At 67.8% G+C, this 23,927-nt stretch carries 10 protein-coding genes and 2 pseudogenes; 9 read left to right on the forward strand and 3 right to left on the reverse strand.

Annotated elements, in window-relative coordinates:
- Nucleotides 1-219 precede the first annotated feature (219 nt).
- From LA521A_RS07600 to LA521A_RS07610, 3 genes are all read left to right on the forward strand, one after another.
- A complete protein-coding gene (locus LA521A_RS07600) occupies nt 220-5,244 on the forward strand; it encodes an NAD-glutamate dehydrogenase (protein WP_281781690.1) in 5,025 nt (1,674 codons plus the stop codon).
- 275 nt (nt 5,245-5,519) lie between these two features.
- Entirely contained in the window at nt 5,520-6,290 is a 771-nt protein-coding gene (locus tag LA521A_RS07605) for an NAD kinase (protein WP_281781691.1), read from the forward strand.
- Nucleotides 6,291-6,836: 546 nt separating this feature from the next.
- Nucleotides 6,837-7,754: a 5'-nucleotidase gene (locus LA521A_RS07610; protein WP_281781692.1), complete on the forward strand. Its 918-nt coding sequence runs from the start codon at nt 6,837-6,839 to the stop codon at nt 7,752-7,754.
- Nucleotides 7,755-7,877: 123 nt separating this feature from the next.
- On the opposite strand, the gene LA521A_RS07615 is transcribed toward LA521A_RS07610, so the two are convergent.
- Entirely contained in the window at nt 7,878-8,435 is a 558-nt protein-coding gene (locus LA521A_RS07615; protein ID WP_281781693.1) for a DUF2939 domain-containing protein, read from the reverse strand.
- A 177-nt stretch (nt 8,436-8,612) separates the two neighbouring features.
- Between LA521A_RS07615 and LA521A_RS07620 the strand changes: the two genes are divergently transcribed.
- Entirely contained in the window at nt 8,613-10,052 is a 1,440-nt protein-coding gene (locus LA521A_RS07620) for an amino acid permease (RefSeq protein WP_281781694.1), read from the forward strand.
- Nucleotides 10,053-10,240: 188 nt separating this feature from the next.
- Here LA521A_RS07620 and LA521A_RS07625 read toward each other — a convergent pair whose 3' ends face one another.
- The gene (locus LA521A_RS07625; protein ID WP_281781695.1) at nt 10,241-11,077 is read right to left on the reverse strand and encodes an NAD-dependent protein deacetylase; all 837 of its coding nucleotides are present in this window, start codon (nt 11,075-11,077) and stop codon (nt 10,241-10,243) included.
- 169 nt (nt 11,078-11,246) lie between these two features.
- Between LA521A_RS07625 and LA521A_RS07630 the strand changes: the two are divergent.
- The 4 genes and pseudogenes from LA521A_RS07630 to LA521A_RS07645 form a co-directional block, all read left to right on the forward strand.
- Nucleotides 11,247-15,722 (forward strand): annotated as a pseudogene (locus LA521A_RS07630) (DEAD/DEAH box helicase); the annotation flags it as partial.
- Nucleotides 15,723-16,086: 364 nt separating this feature from the next.
- Nucleotides 16,087-16,725 (forward strand): annotated as a pseudogene (locus tag LA521A_RS07635) (UdgX family uracil-DNA binding protein); the annotation flags it as partial.
- Complete coding sequence (locus tag LA521A_RS07640) at nt 16,722-17,603, forward strand: DUF72 domain-containing protein (RefSeq protein ID WP_281781698.1); 882 nt, start codon at nt 16,722-16,724, stop codon at nt 17,601-17,603. The pseudogene LA521A_RS07635 and the gene LA521A_RS07640, both read left to right, overlap by 4 nt.
- 95 nt (nt 17,604-17,698) lie before the next feature.
- The gene (locus tag LA521A_RS07645; protein WP_281781699.1) at nt 17,699-19,006 is read left to right on the forward strand and encodes a glycerophosphodiester phosphodiesterase family protein; all 1,308 of its coding nucleotides are present in this window, start codon (nt 17,699-17,701) and stop codon (nt 19,004-19,006) included.
- A 282-nt stretch (nt 19,007-19,288) separates the two neighbouring features.
- Here the strand turns inward: LA521A_RS07645 and LA521A_RS07650 are convergent, their stop codons facing one another.
- The gene (locus tag LA521A_RS07650) at nt 19,289-21,496 is read right to left on the reverse strand and encodes a M3 family metallopeptidase (RefSeq protein WP_281781700.1); all 2,208 of its coding nucleotides are present in this window, start codon (nt 21,494-21,496) and stop codon (nt 19,289-19,291) included.
- A 166-nt stretch (nt 21,497-21,662) separates the two neighbouring features.
- Here LA521A_RS07650 and LA521A_RS07655 point away from each other — a divergent pair, with 166 nt between their 5' ends.
- Nucleotides 21,663-23,717: an amidohydrolase family protein gene (locus LA521A_RS07655; RefSeq protein WP_281781701.1), complete on the forward strand. Its 2,055-nt coding sequence runs from the start codon at nt 21,663-21,665 to the stop codon at nt 23,715-23,717.
- The last annotated feature ends 210 nt before the right edge of the window (nt 23,718-23,927 follow it).

Raw genomic sequence — 23,927 nt, forward strand, 5'->3', positions numbered from 1 at the left:
CGCACCCGGCACACGAGCCCGCACGAACCCGACATGAAACGCTTCGGATCGTCACGTCCCACCGCCTGTCCTGTCGATCGCGGCCGCGATCGTCGTCCGCGCGAGGATGCCGCCAAAACGGCTTCGCGCCCGATCGTGTCCGCGAACAGCCCGTACTGAACCGTATCCCCCGGCCCACGTGAAGAGCGTGGGCCTTATTTCATTGGAACTTCCGTTGCCATGAGCACCAAACGTAACGCTTCCGCCAAACCCGCCGCCAAGGTCGAACCGGCCAAACGCGCTCCCGCCAAACGCACCGCCGCGAAGGCCGGCCAGCAGGACGACACCGTGTCGCTGGCGCCCATCGTCGAAGCCATGCGTACGCGACTGCCCAAGTCCCGCCACGCCGAGGCCGAAGCGTTCATCACCGCGTTCTACAAGCGCATGAGCAGCGACGAGTTGCCGCAGCACGACGCGCAGGGCTGGGCCGAACTGGCCATCGACTTCCTCGACTTCGCCCGCGCGCGCAAGCCGGGTTCGGCGCTGGTGCGCCTGTTCAATCCGACGATCAAGGGCGAGGGCTGGGAATCGGGCCACACGGTCATCCAGATCGCCAACGACGACATGCCGTTCCTGGTCGATTCGGTGACCATGGCGCTGGCCGAACAGGGCATCGGCGTGCATGTGCTGGGCCATCCGGTGGTGCCGTTCAACCGCGACAAGACGGGCAAGATCCTCGCCATCGGCGACGGCCAGCCCGAATCGCTGATGCACCTGGAGATCGACCGCCAGCCGGCCGAGGCGATGCCGAAGATCCAGAAGGCGCTGGAAGCGGTGCTCGCCGACGTGCGCGCCTCCGTGCGCGACTGGCCGCAGATGCAGGCCAAGATGCTCGCCGTCGCCGACGAGCTGGCCCAGCGCAACCTGCCGGTGACCGAAGCGGGCAAGCGCGAGGCGCAGGAGTTCCTGCGCTGGGCGGCCGACAACCACTTCACGTTCCTGGGCTACCGCGAGTATGAAGTCGTCGAGAAGGGCGGCGCGGAAGTGCTCAGCGCGATCAAGTCCAGCGGCCTGGGCCTGCTGCGCGGCAAGGACGTTGGCAAGCCGCGCCTCTTGACCTCGCTCGCCGCGCACTACATGCCGCAGTCGGGCGCGGTGGACGCGCTGATCCTCACCAAGACCAACTCGCGCGCGACGGTGCATCGCCCGGGCTACATGGATTACATCGGCGTGCTCACCTTCGACGCGAAGGGCAAGCCGGTGCGCGAGGAACGCTTCCTCGGCCTGTACACCTCCAGCGCGTACAACCGCCGCCCGTGGGACATCCCGCTGGTGCGCGAGCGCCACAACTACGTGATGCAGCAGTCCGGCCTGAAGCCCGACAGCCACAGCGGCAAGGCGCTGCGCCACATCCTGGAATCGCTGCCGCGCGACGAGATGTTCCAGTCAAGCGAAGAGGAGCTGCTGCGCACCGCGACCGGCATCCTCGGCCTGCAGGAGCGCGTGCGCAGCAAGCTGTTCCTGCGCCGCGACCGCTACGGCCGCTTCTTCTCGGTGCTGGTCTACATCCCGCGCGACCGCTTCAACACCGACGTGCGCCTGCGCATCGAGGCGATGCTCAAGCGCGAACTGCACGGCGAGCACGTCGATTCGTCCGTGACGCTCGGCGGCGAATCGCCGCTGGCGCAGGTGCACCTGATCGTGCGCCCGAAGTCGGGCGAGGCGATCGAAACCGACAGCGCGAAGATCGAAGCCGAGCTGTCCAGGCTCGTGCGCAACTGGCAGGACGACCTGCGTGAACGCCTCGTGGTGCGCCACGGCGAACAGCGCGGCCTCACGCTCGCCAACACCTACGGCCGTGCGCTGCCGGCGGGCTACATCGAGGACGTCAGCGCCGACGTGGCCGCCGACGACGTCGAGCATCTCGCCGCGCTCACCGGTCCGGACGACCTGCGCCTGAGCCTGTACCGCGCGCACAACGGCGACGGCGGCCTGCGCTTCAAGTTCTATCGCCAGAACGACGACATCCCGCTGTCGGACGCGCTGCCGATGATGGAGAACATGGGCCTGCGGGTGATCTCCGAGCATCCGTACCGCCTCACCGCGAACGGCCAGACGCTGTTCGTACAGGACTTCGAGGTCGAAACCTCGAACCCGAACCTCGACGTGTCCAGCCTCGATGCGAACTTCGAGCAAGCCTTCGCGCAGATCTGGCGCGGCAATGCCGAGAACGACGGCTTCAACCGCCTGATCCTCACCGGCAACCTGTCGTGGCGCCAGGTGGCGATGCTGCGCGGCTACTGCAAGTACCTGCTGCAGGTCGGCGTGCCGTTCTCGCAGGCGTACGTGGAAGAAACCCTCAACCGCTATCCGCTGCTCGCGCGCCTGCTGGTGGAGCTGTTCGAAGCCAAGTTCGATCCGATCACCGGCAGCGAATCCAAGGCGCAGATCAAGGCCGGCGTGGAAGCCTTCCGCGCGCAGCTTTCGGTCCTGGCCAATGGCGACGAAGCCACGCTCGCCGCGCTGGAGCCGATGCTCGAAGCGCGCGCCGGCAAGCGCGAAGCGCAGATCGAAGCCACGCGCGAAGCGCTCAAGGGCCTGTTCGACCGCGTCGCCAGCCTGGACGAAGACCGCATCCTGCGCAGCTTCATCGGCGTGATCGACGCCACGCTGCGCACCAGCTACTACATCCAGCACAAGGACGGCCTGCGCGCCGACGGCGGCCCGGCCGACTACATCAGCTTCAAGTTCGATTCGTCCAAGGTGCCGGACCTGCCCAAGCCGCGTCCGTACCGCGAGATCTTCGTGTACGGCCCGCGCGTGGAAGGCGTGCACCTGCGCTTCGGCCCCGTCGCGCGTGGCGGTTTGCGCTGGTCGGATCGCCGCGAAGACTTCCGTACCGAAGTGCTCGGCCTGGTGAAGGCGCAGATGGTGAAGAACACCGTCATCGTGCCGGTGGGTTCGAAGGGCGGCTTCATCGCCAAGCAGTTGCCCGATCCCTCGGTGAATCGCGACGCGTGGTTCAACGAAGGCGTGGCCTGCTACAAGCGCTTCATCAACGGCCTGCTGGACATCACCGACAACCTCGCCGGTGGCAAGGTCGTTCCGCCGCAGAACGTCGTGCGCCATGACGGCGACGATCCGTATCTCGTCGTCGCCGCCGACAAGGGCACCGCGACGTTCTCCGACATCGCCAACGGCATCGCACGCGCGCACGGCTTCTGGCTGGACGACGCGTTCGCCTCGGGCGGTTCGGTCGGTTACGACCACAAGGGCATGGGCATCACCGCGCGCGGCGCGTGGGAGTCGGTCAAGCGCCACTTCCGTGCGATGGGCCGCGACAGCCAGAAGCAGGACTTCACCGTGGTCGGCGTCGGCGACATGTCCGGCGACGTGTTCGGCAACGGCATGCTGCTGAGCAAGCACATCCGCCTGGTCGCGGCGTTCGATCACCGCCACGTCTTCATTGATCCGAACCCGGATGCGGCGTCGACGTTCAAGGAACGCGCGCGCATGTTCAAGCTGCCGCGTTCGAGCTGGGACGATTACGACCGTTCGCTGATCAGCAAGGGCGGCGGCATCTATCCGCGTTCGGCCAAGTCGATCCCGCTCTCGGCCGAGGCGAAGACCGCGCTTGGCATCGACCCGACCGTCACCGCGATGAGCCCGGCGGAACTGCTCAGCGCGATCCTCAAGGCACCGGTCGACCTGCTGTGGAACGGCGGCATCGGCACGTACGTGAAGGCGTCGAGTGAGACCAACGCCGACGTGGGCGATCGCGCCAACAACGCGCTGCGCGTCAACGGCCGCGAGCTGCGCTGCAAGGTGGTGGGCGAGGGCGGCAACCTCGGCATGACCCAGCTGGGCCGCATCGAGGCTGCGCAGCATGGCGTGCTGCTCAACACCGACTTCATCGACAACTCCGCCGGCGTGGACACCTCCGACCATGAGGTGAACATCAAGATCCTGCTCAACGGCGAGGTGCAGAAGAAGAAGCTGACGCTGCCCGAGCGCAACAAGCTGCTGGCGCAGATGACCGACGAGGTCGCGCAGCTGGTGCTCACCGACAATTACCGCCAGAACCAGGCGCTGAGCCTGATGGAGCGGATGAGCGTGCACCGCCTGGGCTCCAAGCAGCACTTCATCCGCACGCTGGAATCGCAGGGGCTGCTCGATCGCCAGATCGAGTTCCTGCCCAGCGATGCGGAGATCGCCGAGCGCAAGTCGCGCGGCCAAGGCCTGACCCGTCCGGAACTGGCGGTGCTGCTGTCGTACAGCAAGATCGTGCTGTTCCAGCAGCTGCTGGAATCGGACGTGCCGGAAGATCCGTACCTGTCCAAGGAGCTGGTGCGCTACTTCCCGCAGCCGCTGCAGGCCAAGTACGCCAAGGCGATGGAAGGCCACCGCCTGAAGCGCGAGATCATCGCCACGGCGGTGACCAACTCGATGGTCAACCGCATGGGCGCGACCTTCACCCTGCGCATGACCGAGGACACCGGCCGCACGCCGGCCGAGGTCGCCGAGGCCTACACCATCGCCCGCGAGGCGGTGGACGCACGCGGCCTGTGGGCGCAGATCGACGCGCTCGACGGCAAGGTGCCGGAAGCGGTGCAGGTCGATGCGCTGCAGGTCATCTGGCACCTGCTGCGTTCGATGTCGCGCTGGCTGCTGTCGCGTCCGGGCAAGATGCCGGAAATCACCGCCGCGATGTCGCGCTACGGCGACGGCCTCAACGCGGTGCGTGCGTCGCTGCCGGCAGTGCTCTCGGGCATGCGTCGCGACGCGTACGAGGCGCGCATGAACGAGTGGAAGGGCAAGGGCCTGCCGGCGCCGCTCGCCGAGCAGCTCGCCGCGCTGCCGCTGCTGGAGTTCGGCTGCGACATCGTCGAGATCTCGCTCAACCGCAAGCTCTCGCCGGTGGAAGTGGCGAAGGCGTACTTCTCGCTGGGCCAGGCGCTGAGCCTGCCGTGGCTGTACGAGCAGGTCGAACAGCTGCCAGTCGACGGCCGCTGGCAGGCGCTGGCCCGTGGCGCGCTGCGCGACGAGCTGGCCACGCAGGCCCGCTCGCTGGTCTCGCAGATACTCGCCGACGGCGGCAAGAAGCCGGTGGAGCAGAAGGTCGACGCGTGGCTCAAGCGCGACGACTCCTCGCTGCGCTTCACGCTGGCGATGTTCGCCGACCTGCACAACCAGAAGGCGCTGGATTACCCGACGCTGTCGGTGGCGGTGCGGAGGTTGGCGCAGGTGGCTTCGGTCGGGGCGTAAGCGCCCTGATTATGTGGACGAGAAGGCCTGGCGAACGCCGGGCCTTCTTCTTTGTATCCCTTCTCCCTCCGGGAGAAGGTGCCCGAAGGGCGGATGAGGGGTAACGGAGCGCCACGGCTGGAACGCGCGGTGAAGCGCCGCACTGCTGGTTTTAACCAGACACTTCGTTGCCCCTCACCCCAACCCCTCTCCCGTTGGGAGAGGGGCTCTGTCGCCACTTCGATGACGACGACGTCCCACCGGTTATGCTGCCTCCCTCACCCCCGGAGCCGCCGATGACCGCGACGCCACGCATCGCCTTCCTCGCCAGCCACGCCGATGGCGCGCAGCGCGCCCTCGAAGCCCTCACCGCGCAGCACGGCCAGCACGCGCCGGAGGATGCCGACATCCTCGTGCCGCTCGGCGGCGACGGTTTCATGCTCGCGACGCTGCATCGCTACGGGGGCCTCGGCAAACCCGTGTACGGAATGAAGCTCGGCACGGTCGGCTTCCTGATGAACCAGCACGACGGCGACGGCCTGCTCGGTCGCCTGCACGCCGCCGAACCGGCGGTGCTGCGCCCGCTGGAGATGGTCGCGCAAACCGAATCGGGCGCGACGGTGGGCTCGCTCGCCTACAACGAGGTCTCGCTGCTTCGCCAGACCCGCCAGGCCGCGCACCTGCGAATCGACCTCAACGGCGAAACGCGGCTGGACGAACTGATCTGCGACGGCGTCATGGTCGCCACGCCCGCCGGCAGCACCGCCTACAACTTCTCCGCGCACGGGCCGATCCTGCCGCTGGGCGCGAACGTCGTCGCCCTGACGCCGATCGCCGCCTTCCGCCCGCGTCGCTGGCGTGGCGCCGTGCTCAAGGCCGACACCGAAGTGCGCTTCCACGTGCTCGATCCCTACAAGCGCCCCGTTAGCGCCACCGCCGACTCGCACGAAGTCCGCGATGTGGTGGAAGTGACGATCCGCGAATCGCACGATCGCACCGTGACGCTGCTGTTCGATCCGGAGCACAACCTCGAGGAGCGGATGCTGGCGGAGCAGTTCGTGGCGTAGGGGCGGGGCGCCTATACCGGCATGCCGGCGAAGCCCCGGGATCCAGGCTGTCGCGCCGTCCGCATTCCCGCCGTCATTCCAGCGAAAGCTGGAACCTATTTTGCTTGTGCGATTTCCGCTCGCGGCGAAACAAGCAACAACGCAGCGGTGTACGGCAACCGCTGTTTACCGCTCCCGCTTCGTTGCCCCTCACCCCAACCCCTCTCCCGAGGGGAGAGGGGCTTGACGCGTCAATCCGGCGAAGGCGGGGCCAGGCTGTTACGCCGTCCGCATTCCCTCCGTCATTCCAGCGAAAGCTGGAACCCATTTGCTTCTCTGATTTCCGCGCGGCGAGAAGCAACGGCGCAGTGCAGCACCCTGACCGCTGTTCACCGCTTCGGCTTCGTTGCCCCTCACCCCAACCCCTCTCCCGAGGGGAGAGGGGCTTGAAAGCGTCATCCGGCGAAAGCCGGGGTCCAGGCTGTCACGCCGTCCGCATTCCCGCCGTGATCCAGGCTCTCGCCAACCGTCTCAATCCCCGCGACCACGCTGCGGCATAATTCCGCCATGCCCGACCGTGATGCCGATCCGCTGATCGTCGCGATTTCCTCGCGAACCCTCTTCGATATGGAAGACAGCCACGCGCTGTTCGAGCGCGAGGGCATCGACGCTTACGCGGATTTCCAGCGCTCGCACGAAGACGACCTGCTCACGCCCGGCATCGCCTTCCCGCTGGTGCGCAAGCTGCTCGCGCTCAACGACGGTGCGCCGCCGGAGGCGCCGCGCGTCGAGGTCATCCTGATCTCGCGCAACTCGGCCGACAGCGGGCTGCGCATCTTCAACTCGATCGCGCATTACGGGCTGGCGATCAAGCGCGCGGCGTTCAGCAACGGCGCGCCGCCTTACCCGTACATCCGACCGTTCAACGCCGACCTGTTCCTGTCGGCCAACGCCGAGGACGTGCGCAGCGCGCTCGCCGCCGGCGTGGCCGCGGCGACGCTGTTGCCGGCCCGCGCGCCGCAGCAGCGGCACGATCAGTTGCGCATCGCGTTCGACGGCGACGCGGTGATCTTCGATGACGAGGGCGAACGCGTCTCGCGCGAGGGCGGCCTGGCCGCGTTCACCGAGCACGAGCGCAGCCACGCGGCGCAGGCGCTCTCCGGCGGGCCGTTTCGCGGCTTCCTGGATGCGTTGCACCGGCTGCAGCAGGCGTTCCCGACGGGGCAGGCGTCGCCGATCCGCACCGCGCTGGTCACCGCCCGCTCGATCCCGGCGCACGAACGCGTGATCCGCACGCTGCGCGAGTGGGACATCCGGCTCGACGAGGCGCTGTTCCTCGGCGGGCGCGCGAAGGGCCCGTTCCTGGAGGCGTTCGGCGCGGACATCTTCTTCGACGATTCCGAGCACAACATCCTGTCGGCCCGCGATCACGTCGCCGCGGGGCACGTGCCGCATGGCGTGGCGAATCCGGCGATCGTGAAATAACGGGTGATGTGCGGTGTTCTTCTCGCGCCGGGCTGCGTGCGCTGGTCGCCCGGGTAAGCGAAGCGCACCCGGATAATGCGTGCGGGTCCCCGGGTGCGCTTCGCTTACCCGGGCTACAAAAGCCTAGGGCCCGATCAACGCCGCGAGCGGCAATCGGATATCCGTCAGCTTCCAGCGCAACCCGTTGCGCGTGAGCACGAACACCACCGGATCCCCATCCGCATTGCGCACGGTCGCCGTGAACCGCGACGGCGACTCGAACCGGTAGCTCGCATCACGCAGGGGATCGGGCGGTGGCACATGCGCCGTGCCGTCATCCGGGTCGACACCGCCGCCGCTCAAGCGATGCAACAGCCCGCGACCCTGCAGGACCGCGCCGATGCCGGCCGGCGTCGCCAGTGCATCGACGATCCCGCCCGCCGCCTGGTTGGCCAGCCCCAGCGCGAACGCGCCCAGCGGGTTGTTCTGCGCATCGATGCCGGCCTTGCGCGCGAGCGTGTCCTCGACCTGCGCCCGCAGGCTGCGCCGCACCGCCACGAAGTCGACGTGTTCGGCCAGCTCCGCCGTGTCCTCCTCGGCAACCGCCGTGCGGATCGAGTTGATCGTGAGGAACGGGCCGGCGGCGATCCAGCCGGCCAGGGCCAGCAGGGCGACCACGAGCAGGGCGATCCACTTCTTCATCGGGTGCCACCGGCGACAGGGAACCGCGATGGTAGGACGGCCCGGCCGCCCATGCGATGAAGGCGGCGGATGCGTGCAACATCGGGGGGCTGGCGCGCAAGCTGCACTGCACGTCGCATCCGGCCGGGCGATGGCTCAGTATGTGCGCCTTCACACCCGGTTCGAACGAGGTTCTGCATGCAGTCATGGCTCCGGCGAAAGGACATCGACAGGCTCACCGTCCATGAGGAAGGGCGGCGGCTGGTGCCCACCCTGGGCTGGCCGCACCTGGTCGCGCTGGGCATCGGCGCCATCGTCGGCACCGGCATCTACACGCTGATCGGCGTGGGCGCGGACAAGGCCGGCCCGGCCGTGCTGCTGTCCTTCATCGTCGCCGGCGTGGTCTGCGCCTGCGCGGCGCTGGCATACGCCGAGATGTCCACGATGATGCCGGCGGCCGGCAGCGCCTATACCTACAGCTACACGGTGCTGGGCGAGGCGATCGCCTGGATCGTCGGCTGGAGCCTGATCCTGGAGTACTCGCTGGTGGTCAGCACGGTCGCCGTGGGGTGGTCGGGCTACTTCGCGGGCTTCCTGCAGTGGGTGCACGACCAGACCGGATGGAACGTGATGCTGCCCGCTGCGCTGGCGGCCGGCCCGCACGCGGGCGGCGTGATCAACCTGCCGGCGATCGTCATCACCTTCCTGGTGGCCGGCATGCTCATCGCCGGCACGCGCGAGAGCGCCACGCTCAACGCGATCCTGGTGGTGTTCAAGCTGATCGCGCTGGGCGTGTTCATCGCCGTGGCGCTGCCGGCGTTCGATTCGGCGAACCTCACGCCGTTCATGCCGTACGGCTTCCCGAAATCCATCGATGCCGCGGGTGTCGAACGCGGCGTCATGGCGGCGGCAGCGATCATCTTCTTCGCCTTCTACGGCTTCGATGCGATCTCCACCGCGGCCGAGGAAACCAAGAACCCGGGCCGCGACCTGTCCATCGGCATCATCGGTTCGATGGTCGGCTGCACGCTGATCTACGTGCTCGTCGCACTGGCCGCCGTGGGCGCGATGAGCTTCACCGTGTTCGGCAAGAGCGCCGAACCGCTGGCGCTGATCATGCGCGAGCTGGGGCACCCGCAGGCGGCGCTCATCATCGGCATCGTGGCGGTGATCGCGCTGCCCACGGTGCTGCTGGCGTTCTTCTACGGGCAGAGCCGCATCTTCTTCGTGATGTCGCGCGATGGCCTGCTGCCGCGCAGCCTGTCGAAGGTGAACCCGCGCACGGGTACGCCGGTGGCGATCACGCTGTTCACCGCGGTGCTGGTCGCCGCGCTGGCGGGCGTGGCGCGGCTGGACGAGATCGCCGCGCTGGCCAACGCCGGCACGCTCGTGGCGTTCATCGCGGTGTCGGTGTGCATGTTGGTGCTGCGCAAGCGCGATCCGAACCGCCCGCGCGTGTTCCGCACGCCGATGGCGTGGGTCGTTGGCCCGCTGGCGATCTTCGGCTGTCTGTACCTGTTCTGGAGCCTGCCGCACACCACGCAGAAGTGGTTCCTGGTGTGGAACGTCGTCGGCGTGATCGTCTACGTGCTCTACAGCCGCCGCGCGAGCCTGCTCGCCAAGGGGCAGGACGCCTGAGGCTTCGGGTTCGGCAATGAAGAAAGGCGCCCCTGAGGCGCCTTTCTTTTTGGCCGTCTTTCCCGTCTACGCAAACGGGCGTTTGCAGCCGGGGTAAGGCGAAGCCGCAGCCGGGAGCTGTCACGTCGTCAGTCCCCGGGTGCGCTCCGCTTACCCGGGCTACACGAGCAAGAAGCGGGAATCCTGCATCACGAAAGCGCTGCCAGCAGCACCGCGCCGGCCTCTTCCTCGATCTTCAGCGCAGCCAGCTCATCCGCCCGCGTGCGCCCGCGGTTGAGGATCGCCAGCGGGATGCGCGCCTCATGCGCCATGCGCGCGAAACGGAATCCCGAGTACACCATCAGCGACGAGCCCACGACGAGCATCGCGTCGGAGGCCTTCAACGCCTCGCCGGCGCGCACCGCGCGGTCGCGCGGCACGTTCTCGCCGAAGAACACCACATCGGGCTTGAGCATTCCGCCGCAGGCCTCGCAGGCGGGCACGGTGAAGCGGGTGAAATCGTGGCCTTCCAGGTCCGCATCACCATCGGGCGCGGTGCCGGCGTCCAGATTCGCCCATTCGGGATTGGCTGCGGCCAGTCGCGATTGAAGTTCCGCGCGCGTCGATTCGGCCTTGCACTGCAGGCAGACCACGCCGTCGAGCCGACCGTGGAGGTCGATCACGTGACGACTCCCGGCACGCTGGTGCAGCCCGTCGACGTTCTGCGTCAGCAGCATCGACACGCCGCCGCGCGTCTCCCAGCCTGCGAGCGCGTGGTGCACGCCGTTGGGGCGTGCTTCGTCGATACGCGGCCAGCCGATGAAGCTTCGCGCCCAGTAGCGGGCGTTCACGCGCGGATCGCCGGTGAAGGCCTGGTAGGTGACGGGCGGCGTGCGCTTCCACTGGCCGTCCGCGTCTCGGTAATCGGGGATGCCGGAATTCGTGCTGCACCCGGCGCCGGTCAGCACGAAGACGCGATCGAACGGCGCAAGCCAGTCGCGCAGCACTGCGGCGGACTCGGCAACGGGGTTGGGCAGGGCGGACATGCCTCCATCTTATGGGCGAGGGGACGCGGCCCAAGTCCGCGCCTCGAACATTCCCACGGGCGAGGCGCAGGGGGCTGGCTGAACGGGCTGCCGTTCGCCCGCCGATCCTGAACGCCTGTCCCATCGTCGTCTCACAACCTGAGACACGCCTCCCGCACCATCCGACCCCATGCCCCTGAGCGCCTTTCATCCCGCCGTCGCCGCCTGGTTCGCCAAGGCGTTCCCCGCGCCCACGTCCGCGCAGGTCCAGGCGTGGCCGGCGATCCGCAGCGGCCGCAACACGCTGGTCGCCGCGCCCACCGGTTCGGGCAAGACGCTCACCGCGTTCATGACCGCCATCGACATGCTCGTCCGCCGTGGACTGGAGCATGCGAACAACGGGAGCCTGTTCGAGGAAGCCGCGGCGCTGCCGGACGAAACCTTCGTCGTCTACATCTCGCCGCTGAAGGCGCTGTCCAACGACATCCGCATCAACCTCGAGGCCCCGCTCGCCGGCATCCGCGAGGAACTGGCCGCGATGGGCCTGCCGGATGTCGAGATCCGCACCGCCGTGCGCACCGGCGACACGCCGCAGGCCGAGCGTGCCGCGAACCGCCGCAAGCCGCCGCACATCCTCGTCACCACGCCCGAATCGCTGTACGTGCTGCTGGGTTCCGAATCCGGCCGCGCGATGTTGTCGACCGTGCGTTCGGTGATCGTCGACGAAATCCACGCCGTCGCCGCGAGCAAACGCGGCAGCCATCTCTCGCTCTCGCTCGAACGCCTGGAAGCCTTGTGCGGCCATCGCCTCACGCGCGTGGGCTTGTCCGCCACGCAGAAGCCGATCGAGCAGGTCGCACGATTCCTCGTCGGTTCCGCCGCCGTCGCGCCGGACGGCACGCCCGATTGCGAGATCGTCGACATCGGCTACACGCGCGAACGCGACCTCGCGCTCGAATTGCCGCCGACGCCGCTGAGCGCGGTGATGTCGTCCGACCAGTGGGAGCAGGTGTACACGCGCGTCTGCGAGCTGGTCGAACAGCACCGCACCACGCTCGTGTTCGTCAACACGCGCCGCATGGCCGAGCGCGCCGCGCACCACCTGGGCGAAAAACTCGGCAAGGACGCGGTGGCCGCGCATCACGGTTCGCTGTCGAAAGAGCTGCGCCTGGATGCCGAACAACGCCTCAAGCGCGGCGAACTGCGCGTGCTGGTGGCGACCGCCTCGCTGGAACTGGGCATCGACATCGGCGACGTGGACCTGGTGTGCCAGCTCGGTTCGCCGCGTTCGATCGCGGCGTTCCTGCAGCGCGTGGGTCGGTCCGGACACTACGTGGGCGGCACGCCGAAGGGGCGCCTGTTCCCGCAGACGCGCGACGAACTGGTCGAGTGCGCGGCGCTGCTCGACGGCGTGCGTCGCGGCGAACTGGATGCATTGATCATGCCCGAGGCGCCGCTGGACGTGCTCGCGCAGCAGATCGTCGCCGAAGCCGCGTGCCAGGAGTGGAGCGAGGACGCGCTGTTCGACTGGGTGCGTCGCGCGTGGCCGTACGCGCAGCTCAAGCGCGAGGATTTCAACGCGATCGTGCGCATGTTGGCCGATGGCTTCACCACGCGGCGCGGCATCCGCGCGGGCTACCTGCATCGCGACGCCGTGAACCGCGTCGTGCGCGGCCGCAAGGGCGGACGCACCACCGCGCTCATGTCCGGCGGCACCATTCCCGATACCGGCGATTACTCGGTGATCATGGAACCCGAGTCGGTGTTCATCGGCACGGTAAACGAGGATTTCGCCATCGAAAGCATGGCCGGCGACATCTTCCAGCTGGGCAATGCGAGCTACCGCATCCTGCGCGTGGAGCCCGGCAAGGTGCGCGTGGAAGACGCGCAGGGCCAGCCGCCGAGCATCCCGTTCTGGCTGGGCGAAGCGCCGGGTCGTACGGATGAACTGTCCGTCGCCGTGTCGCGGTTGCGCGAGGAAGTCACCGCGCGCCTCGCTGTTGAGCCCCTCTCCCCCCGCGAGAGGGGGTGGGGTGAGGGTCGGGACGGACAGGGCAATGATGCGGCCGATGCTGCTCTTGCAACCGCGCCCGACGCTCTGCAAACCAACATCGAATCCACCAGCGCCTTCCGCCATCTCACCGAAGAAGTCCTGCTCACGCCCGAAGCCGCGCGCCAGATCATCGAATACCTCGGCAGCGCGGCCGCCACGCTGGGTGCGATGCCGACGCAGCACACGCTGGTGCTGGAGCGCTTCTTCGACGAATCCGGCGGCACGCAGCTCATCATCCACACGCCTTACGGCAGCCGCATCAACCGCGCGTGGGGCCTGGCCCTGCGCAAGCGCTTCTGCCGCAAGTTCAATTTCGAACTGCAGGCGGCGGCGACCGAAGACGCGATCATCCTGTCGCTGTCCACCAGCCACAGCTTCCCGCTGATCGAAGTCGCCAGCTACCTGCATTCGGCATCCGCCGAACACGTGCTGGTCCAGGCGCTGCTCGACGCGCCGCTGTTCGGCGCGCGCTGGCGCTGGGTCGCGACCACCGCGCTCGCGCTGCCGCGCTTCGTCGGCGGCAAGAAGGTGCCGCCGCAGTTGCAGCGCATGAAGTCCGAGGACCTGCTCGCGACGGTTTTCCCCGATCAGGTCGCGTGCGCGGAAAACCTCGTCGGCGAGCGCGAGGTGCCCGACCATCCGCTGGTCGCGCAGACCTTGCACGACTGCCTGCACGAGGCGATGGACATCGACGGCTGGCTCGACGTGCTGCGCGCGATGGAAGCGGGCGAAGTGCAGGTCGTCGCGCGGGACTTGAGTGCGCCGTCGCCGTTCGCCGCGGAAATCCTCAACGCGCGTCCCTACGCCTTCCTCGACGACGCGCCGCTGGAAGAGCGCCGCACGCAGGCTGTGCAGACGCGCCGCTACACGGACGCGCGCAGCGCGGACGATCTCGGCCGCCTCGACGCCGACGCCATCGACGCCGTGCGCGAGGAATGCTGGCCGCAGGTCCGCAACGCCGACGAGATGCACGAGGCGCTGATGGGCCTGGGCGTCGTCAGCGAGCGCGAAGTGCGCGAAAACGGCTGGGCCGACTGGCTGCAGCGCCTGGTCCGCGCGCATCGCGCGACGAAACTCATGCCGCCGCCGATCGACAAGCCCGTGGGCCAACGCGGCAGCGATGGCAATGGCCTGTGGGTCGCAGCCGAACGCCTGCCGCAGTTGCAGGCGGTCTACGTCGACGTGCCGATGCAGGCGCCGATCCAGGCGCCCGCCGAATACGCCGCGCAAGCCTGGGATCGCGAGGACGCGCTGGTCGAACTGCTGCGCTCGCGCCTGACCGGTCTTGGGCCGACGCCGTCGTCGGTCATCGCGGACGATCTGTCGTTGCCGCGCAGCGACGTGGACCTCGCACTGCTGCGCCTCCAGAACGAAGGCTACGTGATGCAGGGCCGCTTCACGCCCGGCATCGGCGTGGACGAATGGTGCGAGCGCCATCTGCTCGCGCGCATCCACCGATACACGCTCAAGCGCCTGCGTCGCGAGATCGAACCGGTCGCGCCGCGCGATTTCATGCGTTTCCTGTTCGACTGGCAGCGCGTCGCGCCGAGCACGCGCGTCAACGGGCCCGAGGCGCTCGCCGGCGTCGTGTCGCAGCTGGAAGGCTTCGAAGCGCCCGCGGCCGCATGGGAAAGCGAACTGCTGCCGGCGCGCATCAACGACTATTCCATCTCGTGGCTCGACGACCTGTGCACCGCCGGCCGCACGCTGTGGACGCGCCTGCGCGCGGGCCCGGCCGATACGGGTGCGGCGAAGGGCAGTACGCCGGTGCGCGCCACGCCCATCGTGCTGTTGCCGCGTCGCGATGCCGCGGCGTGGACGCGACTCGCGCCACCGCCGGCGGCCGATGAGGCGCTGTCGTCGCGCGCGCAGAAAGTCGTGGATTACCTCGGCGAACACGGCGCGTCGTTCTTCGACGAACTCGTCGGTGGCGCGCATCTGCTCCGCACCGAACTGGAGGACGCGCTGGCCGAACTCGTCGCGCGTGGCCGCGTGCATTGCGACAGCTACGCCGGTCTTCGCGCGTTGCTCGTGCCCGCGTCCAAGCGTCCGAGCGCGACCAACCCGGGCCGTCGTCGTCGCATTGCGATGAACGGCATCGAGGACGCCGGCCGTTGGGCGTTGATCCGGCGCAATGCGTCGGCCGAACAGGCGCGCACGCCGGAAGACGTCGAACACGTCGCGCGCACGCTGCTGCGCCGATATGGCGTGGTGTGCTGGCGCCTGCTTGAACGCGAGGCGCAATGGTTGCCGCCGTGGCGCGAACTCGTCCGTGTCTACCATCGCCTCGAAGCGCGTGGCGAAATCCGCGGCGGTCGCTTCATCGCCGGTCTTTCGGGCGAGCAGTTCGCGTTGCCGGAGGCCATCGGCCTGATGCGCCAGATCCGCCAGCGTCAACACGATGGCGCGATGGTGTGCGTGTCGGCGGTCGATCCGCTCAACCTGGTGGGCACCATCGTCAGCGGCGAGAAGGTGCCGCGCCTGGCCGGCTCGCGCATCCTCTATCGGGATGGCGTGCCGGTGGGAACGCTCGTGTCCGGCGAGGTGAACCTGCTGGCGGAACTGCCGCACGACGAGGAAGCGAAGGTCCGCCGCCTCCTGCTGCGCGAACCGGAACGTTCGATCGCGGGATTCACCGCGCCCATCTCGTTGACGTCGCTGGCGCCGGTGGTGCGCACGACACACTGACGCCCATGCTTAGTAGCTTTTGTAGCCCGGGTAAGCGTAAGCGCACCCGGGGTGCATCACGGCTGCCGAACACCATCACTTCGTTCTCCCGGGTGCGCTTACGCTTACCCGGGCTACAAGGGCTGCGCTTACCCGGGCTACAACAGCAGAGGGAAAGGCCGCGTAACGAAAACCCATGGTGGCCTTCAATCTTCCTTGATGGTGCAGTCGCCAACATCACTCCGTCCAACGCACGGAGCCCGCATTGGCCACCCGCAAGACGCCCCCGAAACCCCCAGCCAAGCGCCCGCGCAAGCGCGTAGCGGTGCGCGATGGCGAAGCGCCGGAGCCGGTGGACGACAGCCTCGCCGCGATGCGCGAGGCCGCGAAAGGCTGCAAGCGCTGTCCCTTGTGGAAACCTGCGACGCAGACGGTATTCGGCGAGGGCCCGGAAGACGCGCGCGTGCTGTTCATTGGCGAACAGCCAGGCGACGCCGAAGACCTGAGCGGTCAACCGTTCGTCGGGCCTGCGGGCAAGCTGTTCGATCGTGCACTGGCGGAACTCGGCCTGGATCGCGCGGCGTTCTACGTGACCAACGCCGTGAAGCACTTCAAGTACGAATGGCGCGGGAAGGTGCGGCTGCACAAGAGCCCCGACGCATCCGAACGCGCCGCCTGCCGCCTCTGGCTCGAGCGCGAACTCGCCGCGGTGAAGCCCGACATCATTGTCTGCCTCGGCGCGATCGCCGCGCGTTCGGTGCTCGGTAGCAAGTTCCGGTTGATGGCCCAGCGCGGCGCGTGGCAGACGCTGGCCGACGGCACGCGCGTGCTGGCGACGGTGCATCCCTCGTTCGTGCTGCGCCAGCGCGGCGACGAGGATCGCCATGCGGCCTATGCGCAGTTCGTCGCCGATCTGTCGCTGCTCAAGCGCAAGGGGCGAAAGGGATGACGGCGAAACAGGGCAGGGTGCACATCGGCATATCCGGATGGCGCTACGCGCCGTGGCGCGGCGTGTTCTATCCGCAGGGGCTCGCGCAGCGGCGCGAACTCGAGTACGCCTCGCGCTGCTTCCACAGCATCGAGATCAACGGCACGTTCTACTCGCTGCAACGCCCGGAAAGCTTTCGCCTGTGGCGCGACGAAACGCCGGACGACTTCGTCTTCGCCGTGAAGGGAAGCCGCTTCCTCACGCACATGAAGCGGCTGAAGGACATCGACACGCCGCTGGCCTCGTTCTTCGCGCAGGGGCTGCTCGCGCTGGGGCCGAAGCTCGGGCCGATCCTCTGGCAGTTGCCGCCGAACTTCCAGTTCGATGCCGATCGCCTGCGCGCGTTCTTCGGCAAATTGCCGCGGGATACGACGCAGGCGGCGAAGCTCGCGCGGCGTCGCGAGGTCGCGCTCATGAAGGGCCGCAGCGTGCTGAGCGCGCAGGGCGAGTTTCCGCTGCGGCATGCACTGGAGATACGTCACGAAAGCTTCCTCGTGCCCGAGTGCACCGCGCTGCTGCGCGAGTTCAACATCGCGCTGGTGGTGGCCGATACCGCGCGGAAGTTTCCGTTCGTGGGCGACGTCACGGCGGACTTCGTCTACGTGCGCCTGCACGGCGACGAGGAACTGTATGCGAGCGGCTACGGCGAAAAAGCGCTGGACGACTGGGCGCGACGTATCCGGGCGTGGCGCACCGGCGGCGTGCCGACCGACGTGCCGCGCATCGAGCGCGCCCGCCCGACGCGGCAAGCGCGCGACGTGTACTGCTATTTCGACAACGACGCGAAGGTCCGCGCGCCGTTCGACGCACGCGGGTTGATGGAGCGGCTGGGCGGCTGACGCGCGACGGTCAACGGCGCGCAATCTTCGGCCGCGAGGATGGCGCGGCCGGTTGCTCGGGGGAGCCGGCATCCCCTGAACGCAAGGAGCGAACCATGCCCGCCTTCACCCGGTTGTTCCGATCCGCCGCCGCGACGCTGCTCGCGTTCGGCATCGCCACGCCCGCCGCTTTCGCCGATGATGCGGCGATGAGCGCCTCCGCCGACCGCCATCGCCCGTCCGATCCACTCGGCCGCCAGGGGCTGATCGTGATCGGCCATCGCGGCGCCAGCGGGTATCGGCCCGAGCACACCCTGGAGTCGTACCGCCTCGCGATCCGCCAGGGCGCGGATTTCATCGAACCGGACCTCGTCGCGACGAAGGACGGCGTGCTCGTCGCGCGCCACGAGAACGAGATTTCCGGCACGACCGATGTCGCCTCGCATCCGGAATTCGCCAATCGCCGCGCGACCAAGACCATCGACGGCCTCACGATGACCGGCTGGTTCACCGAGGACTTCACGCTCGCCGAGCTGAAGACGTTGCGCGCGAAGGAGCGCATTCCCGCGATCCGCCCCGGCAACACGCGCTTCGACGGGCTGTATCCGATCCCGACGCTCGCCGAAGTGATCGCGCTGGTGAAGCGCGAAAGCCGCAGCGGCCGCCGCATCGGGATCTATCCGGAAACCAAGCATCCGACGTATTTCGCGCGCGAAGGCCGACGCATCGACGGCGCGCCGATCCATGCCTCGCTGGGCGCGAAGCTCGTCGAAACGCTGGTGGCCGAAGGTTTTACCGACCCGCGCCGCGTGTACATCCAGAGTTTCGAGTTCGAGAACCTGATAGAGCTGAAGAAGTCGCTGATGCCGGCCGCTGGCATCGACCTGCCGCTGGTGCAGCTGTACGACGACCTCCAGGGCGCCGCCCCGTACGACGTCGCCTACAACGTCGCGCACGGTGCGAACCTCGCCGCCCTCTACGGCGGCCTGGTGCAGGCGGCGGGCGGCCTCGATGCGGACACGCGATACGGCACGTTCGCCACCGAACCGGCACTGACGTGGATGCGCGCGAATTACGCCAGCGGCGTCGGCCCGTGGAAGGGCAGCCTGTTGCCGCGCACGACGCTGGACGCGACGGTCGATGCGAATGGCGACGGCAAGGCGGAACTCGCCGCGCAGGGCACCGGCCTCGTGCACCCGATGCTCGGGTGGGCGCTGAAGGCGGGATTGCAGGTGCATCCGTACACGCTTCGCGCGGAGGAAACCTACCTTGCGCAGACGCCGGGCGGCATGCCGCAGTCGGTCGTCGCCGAAGCGCTGCAGCTGTACGGGCTGGGCGTGCAGGGGTTTTTCATCGATCAGCCCGACCAGGGCGTGCTGGCGCGGGAGATTTTCCTTGAGGTGAATCGGCTGCGGGAGAGGTGACGTGCATGTTGCCTTTCGGCCATAGCGCACCCTGATGTTTCGTCATCCCGGCGAAGGCCGGGATCCAGGCCTGGATGCCATCCGAATGGGGGCGTCTTCGCGAATGGACTTGTTCCCTCCAGCTAAGAAGTGAGCACAAAAGCGTAGCGCTGTACGCAAACGGCGGTTCGCCATTGTGGCTTCTTTGCCCCTCACCCCAACCCCTCTCCCGCAGGGAGAGGGGCTAAAAAAAACCGCCCGGTTTCCCGGGCGGTTTTTCGTTACACGTCGCGACGAAGCGACTTACTTCTTCGAAGCCTTCGTCGTCGGCTGCGACGGCGCGGTGGTCAGGCCACGCTTCTCCAGCAGCGGCTCGATCTTCGGATCGTGGCCGGCGAAGTTGCGGAACAGCTGCAGCGCGTCGGTGCTGCCGCCCTGCGAGAGCAGCGTCTGGCGGAAGTGGTCGCCGTTCTTGCGGCTCAGGCCGCCGTTCTGCTTGAACCACTGCACCGAGTTGGCGTCCAGCACTTCAGACCAGATGTAGGCGTAGTAGCCGGCCGCGTAGCCGCCCATGATGTGGCTGAAGTACGGCGTCTTGTAACGCGGCGGCACCGCGTAGAAGTCCACGCCGTCCTGCTTGAGCGCATTGGCTTCGAACGCCATCACGCCGTTGGCCGCCGGGAGCTGGCCTTCGGTGGCCTGGTGCCAGTTCTGGTCGAGCATCGCCGCCCCCAGGTATTCGGTCGTCGCGAAGCCCTGGTTGAACTTCGAAGCGGCGATGACCTTGTCCAGCAATTCCTTCGGCATCGGCGCGCCGGTCTGGTAGTGCTTGGCGTAGTTGGCCAGGATCGACGGCCAGTCGGCCCACATCTCGTTGACCTGCGAGGGGTACTCGACGAAGTCGCGCGGGACGCTGGTGCCGCTGAAGTACGGGTACTTCACGTCCGAGAACATGCCGTGCAGCGCATGGCCGAACTCGTGGAACGCGGTGGTCACTTCATCCCAGGTCAGCAGCGTCGGCTTGCCTTCGCTCGGCTTGGGGATGTTGAGGTGGTTGGCGACGACCGGCTTGAAGCCGCTCAGCTCGGACTGGTCGACGTAGGAGTTCATCCACGCACCGCCGCGCTTGGACGAGCGGGCGTACGGATCCCAGATGAAGATGGCCAGCTGCGAGCCGTCCTCGTTGAACACGTCGTACACCCAGGTGTCCGGGTGGTACTTCGGCAGGTCCGTGCGCTGCTTGAACTTCAGGCCGTACAGCTGGCCGGCGGCGTAGAACACGCCGTTCTCGAGCACGTTCTGCATTTCGAAGTACGGCTTGAGCTGCGACTCGTCGAAGCTGTACTTCGCCTGGCGCACCTTCTCGCTGTAGAAGGACCAGTCCCACGGCTCGAGCTTGAACGTCGGCTGGCCCTTGGCCTTCTGTTCGGCATCGATCATCGCCTGCAGGTCGGCGGCTTCGCGCTTGGCGTTGGCCACGGCGGCCGGGGCAAGCTGGCCGAGCATCGCGTTGACGGCCTGCGGCGTCTTCGCCGTTTCGTCTTCCAGCACGTAGGCGGCGTAGTTCGGGTAGCCCATCAGCTTGGCGCGTTCGGCGCGCAGCTTGGTGACGCGCGCGACGATGCCGGTGTTGTCGAACTCGTTGCCGCGGCTGCCGCGTGCGACCGAGGCCTTGTGCAGGCGCTCGCGCAGCGCGCGGTTGGTCAGCTGCGCTTCGGGCGGCTGGCCGGTGGTGTTGAGCAGCGCGATCACGTACTTGCCCGGCAGGTTGCGCGCCTTGGCGGCTTCGGCGGCGGCGGCGATCTGCTCGTCGGACAGGCCGTCGAGTTCTTCCCTGGTATCGACGGTGATCGCCGAGGCGTTCACTTCGGCCAGCACGTTCTGGCTGAACTTGGTGCCCAGGCCCGCCAGCTCGGCGTTGATCTGCTTCAGCTTGGCCTTGTCGGCGTCGGACAGGTTGGCGCCGGCGCGGACGAAATCGGTGTAGTAGCGCTCGACCAGGCGCTTGCCCTGCGCGTCCAGGCCCAGCGAATCGCGCGTGTCGTACAGCGCCTTGACGCGCTCGAACAGCTTGCCGTTGAGGTTGATCGCGTCGCGGTGCGCGGCGAACTTAGGCGCGTAATCGCCCTGCAGCTTCTCGCGCGTCGGATTGGTGTCGGTGCCGACCAGGTTGAAGAACACGGTCGTCGCGCGGCCGAGCGTGCGGCCCGAGTTCTCCATCGCGATGATGGTGTTCTCGAAGGTCGGCTTCTCGGGGTTGTTGGCGATCGCGTCGATTTCCTTCAGCTGCTGCGCCATGCCGGCGTCGAAGGCGGGGCCGAAATCGGCGTCCTTGATCTTGTCGAACTGCGGGTAATGCAGCGGCAGCGGGCTGTCGGCGAAGAAGGGGTTCGCGCCTTTAACGGCATCGGCTTGCGCACTCACGGCGGTACCTTGCTTGGGGGTCTTGGCGTAAGTGGGGGCGGTCGCGGCGATTGCCACGGCCAGCGCCAGCGCGAGAGGGTGCTTCATGGGCTCGGAAACCTCGTCAAAGGGAGCCCGAAGCCTACCCGATGGCCCACGGACGGACCCATGACGAAAGGCATGGGGGAATGAACGGCCTCCGGCGGCACAGGCTGGCTACACTCCCGGAACAGTCGGGCCGCCGGTCCGGGCAACACACAGGGCAGACATGGACATGAACAAGAAGACTCGCATCGCGCTGGCCGGATCGCTCGCGCTGGGCCTGCTGGCCGTGGCGCCGCACGTCCTGGCGGCCGAAACGCTGCGCTATGTCGCGCTCGTGGACGGCGGAAAGCAGGCGGGACAGCAGGTCGTGACGCGCGGCGACGACGGCACGACGAAGGTCGAGTTCATCTTCAAGGACAACGGCCGCGGCCCCGAGCTGAAGGAGGAATACACCCTCGCGCCGGACGGCACGTACCAGACCTACAAGGTGCAGGGCACGTCGACGTTCGGGGCGAAGATCGACGAGAGCTTCCGCCGCGATGGCGACCAGGTGCAGTGGAAGTCCACGTCCGACGCGGGCAACCAGGCGGTGCAGGGCACCGCGCTGTACCAGCCGCTGGGCGGCTCGCCCGCGGGGTTCTCGGTCGCGTTCAATGCGCTCGCCAAACGGCCCGACGGCAAGCTGCCGCTGATCCCCAGTGGCACGCTGACCTCGCGCAAGGTGGCGCAGGCCCAGGTGCAGTGCGGCGCGAAGACGCGCGACGTCCAGCTGATGGCGGTGACCGGCGTGGGCCTGGTGCCGACGTTCGTGTGGGCCACGACCGACGCCAGCCCGCGCCTGTTCGCCTTCATCTATCCGGGCTTCGTGCAGCTGGTCGAGGACGGTTGCCAGGCCGTCGCCGCGGATCTGGAAAAACAGCAGAAGCAGGCCGAAGGCGATGCGCTGGTCGATCTGGCAAAGCGCCTGGGCCATCCGCTCGCCGGCGCGACGCTGATCCGCAACGCCCGCGTGTTCGACAGCGAGAAGGCGACGCTTGGCGCCGCCAGCGACGTGCTGGTGAAGGACGGCAGGATCGTCTCGATCACGCCCGCGTCGGCGTCGAACAAGCCCGCCGCGGCCGACCACGTCATCGACGCCAACGGCAAGGTGCTGCTGCCGGGCCTGTTCGACATGCACGGCCACGTCGGCCGCTGGGACGGCGGGCTGAACCTCGCCGCCGGCGTCACCACCGTGCGCGACATGGGCAACGACAACGCGACGCTCCAGCAGATGCTCGGCGAGATCAAGGCCGGCACGCTGATGTCGCCGGACGTGGTGCCGGCGGGTTTCATCGAGGGCGAGAGCAAGTTCTCCGCGCGCAACGGCTTCGTGGTGAAGAACCTCGACGACGCGAAGAAGGCGGTGGACTGGTACGCGGAGCACAAGTACCCGCAGATCAAGATCTACAACTCGTTCCCGAAGGACATCCTCAAGGACACCGTCGCCTACGCGCACGCCAAGGGCCTGCGCGTCAGCGGCCACGTGCCGGCGTTCCTGCGCGCGCAGGACGTCGTGGACGACGGCTTCGACGAGATCCAGCACATCAACCAGCTGATGCTGAACTTCTTCGTCGACGACAAGACCGACACGCGCACGCTGGCGCGCTTCTACCTGCCGGCCGACAAGACCGACGGGCTCGACCTCGACAGCAAGCCGGTGCAGGACTTCATCCACACGCTGGCGCGCAAGCAGGTGGTGATCGATCCGACGCTGGCGACGTTCGAGTTCCTGCACCAGCGCGAAGGCGAGATGTCGCCGATCGTGGCCGACGTCGCCGACCATCTGCCGCCGGACGTGCAGCGTGGACGTCGTGCGGCGGAGATGAACATCCCCGACGATGCGACCGCGGCGAAGTACACGCGCTCGTACGCGAAGATGGTCGAGTTCGTCGGCCGTGCCTACAAGGCCGGCGTGCCGGTGGTCGCCGGCACGGACGAAATGGTCGGCTTCACGCTGCAGCGCGAACTCGAACTCTACGTGCAGGCTGGCCTCACGCCGTCGCAGGCGCTGCAGGTGGCGACCTGGAACGGCGCCAAGTACAGCCGCACGCTGGCCGAGCGCGGTTCGATCACGCCGGGCAAGCGCTCCGACCTGGTGCTGATCGATGGCGATCCGACGAAGAACATCGCCGACATCCGCAAGGTCGCGCTGGTGCTGAAGGGCGACACCGCGTACTACCCGGAAGAAATCCACGAGGCGCTGGGCATCAAGCCGTTCGCGCCGGCGGTGCGGGTGGCGAAGTAACGCGCGGGTGGTGTTCCCTCTCCCGCCTGCGGGAGAGGGGCTTCAAGGCACTGGGGTAGGGGCGCGGGCCCTCGGTACGCCCCGGTACGGCGCTTTAACACTCTGGTAACATTCCCGCGTCATGTCGAGCTGCCAGGGCGCGGGACCGGGTCCGCGCCGAGGCCGTCAAGGGACGGTCCTGAGTTGATCCATTCGCTCATCGCATCGTCG

It is taken from the genome of Lysobacter auxotrophicus, assembly GCF_027924565.1.
GTDB lineage: Bacteria > Pseudomonadota > Gammaproteobacteria > Xanthomonadales > Xanthomonadaceae > Lysobacter_J > Lysobacter_J auxotrophicus.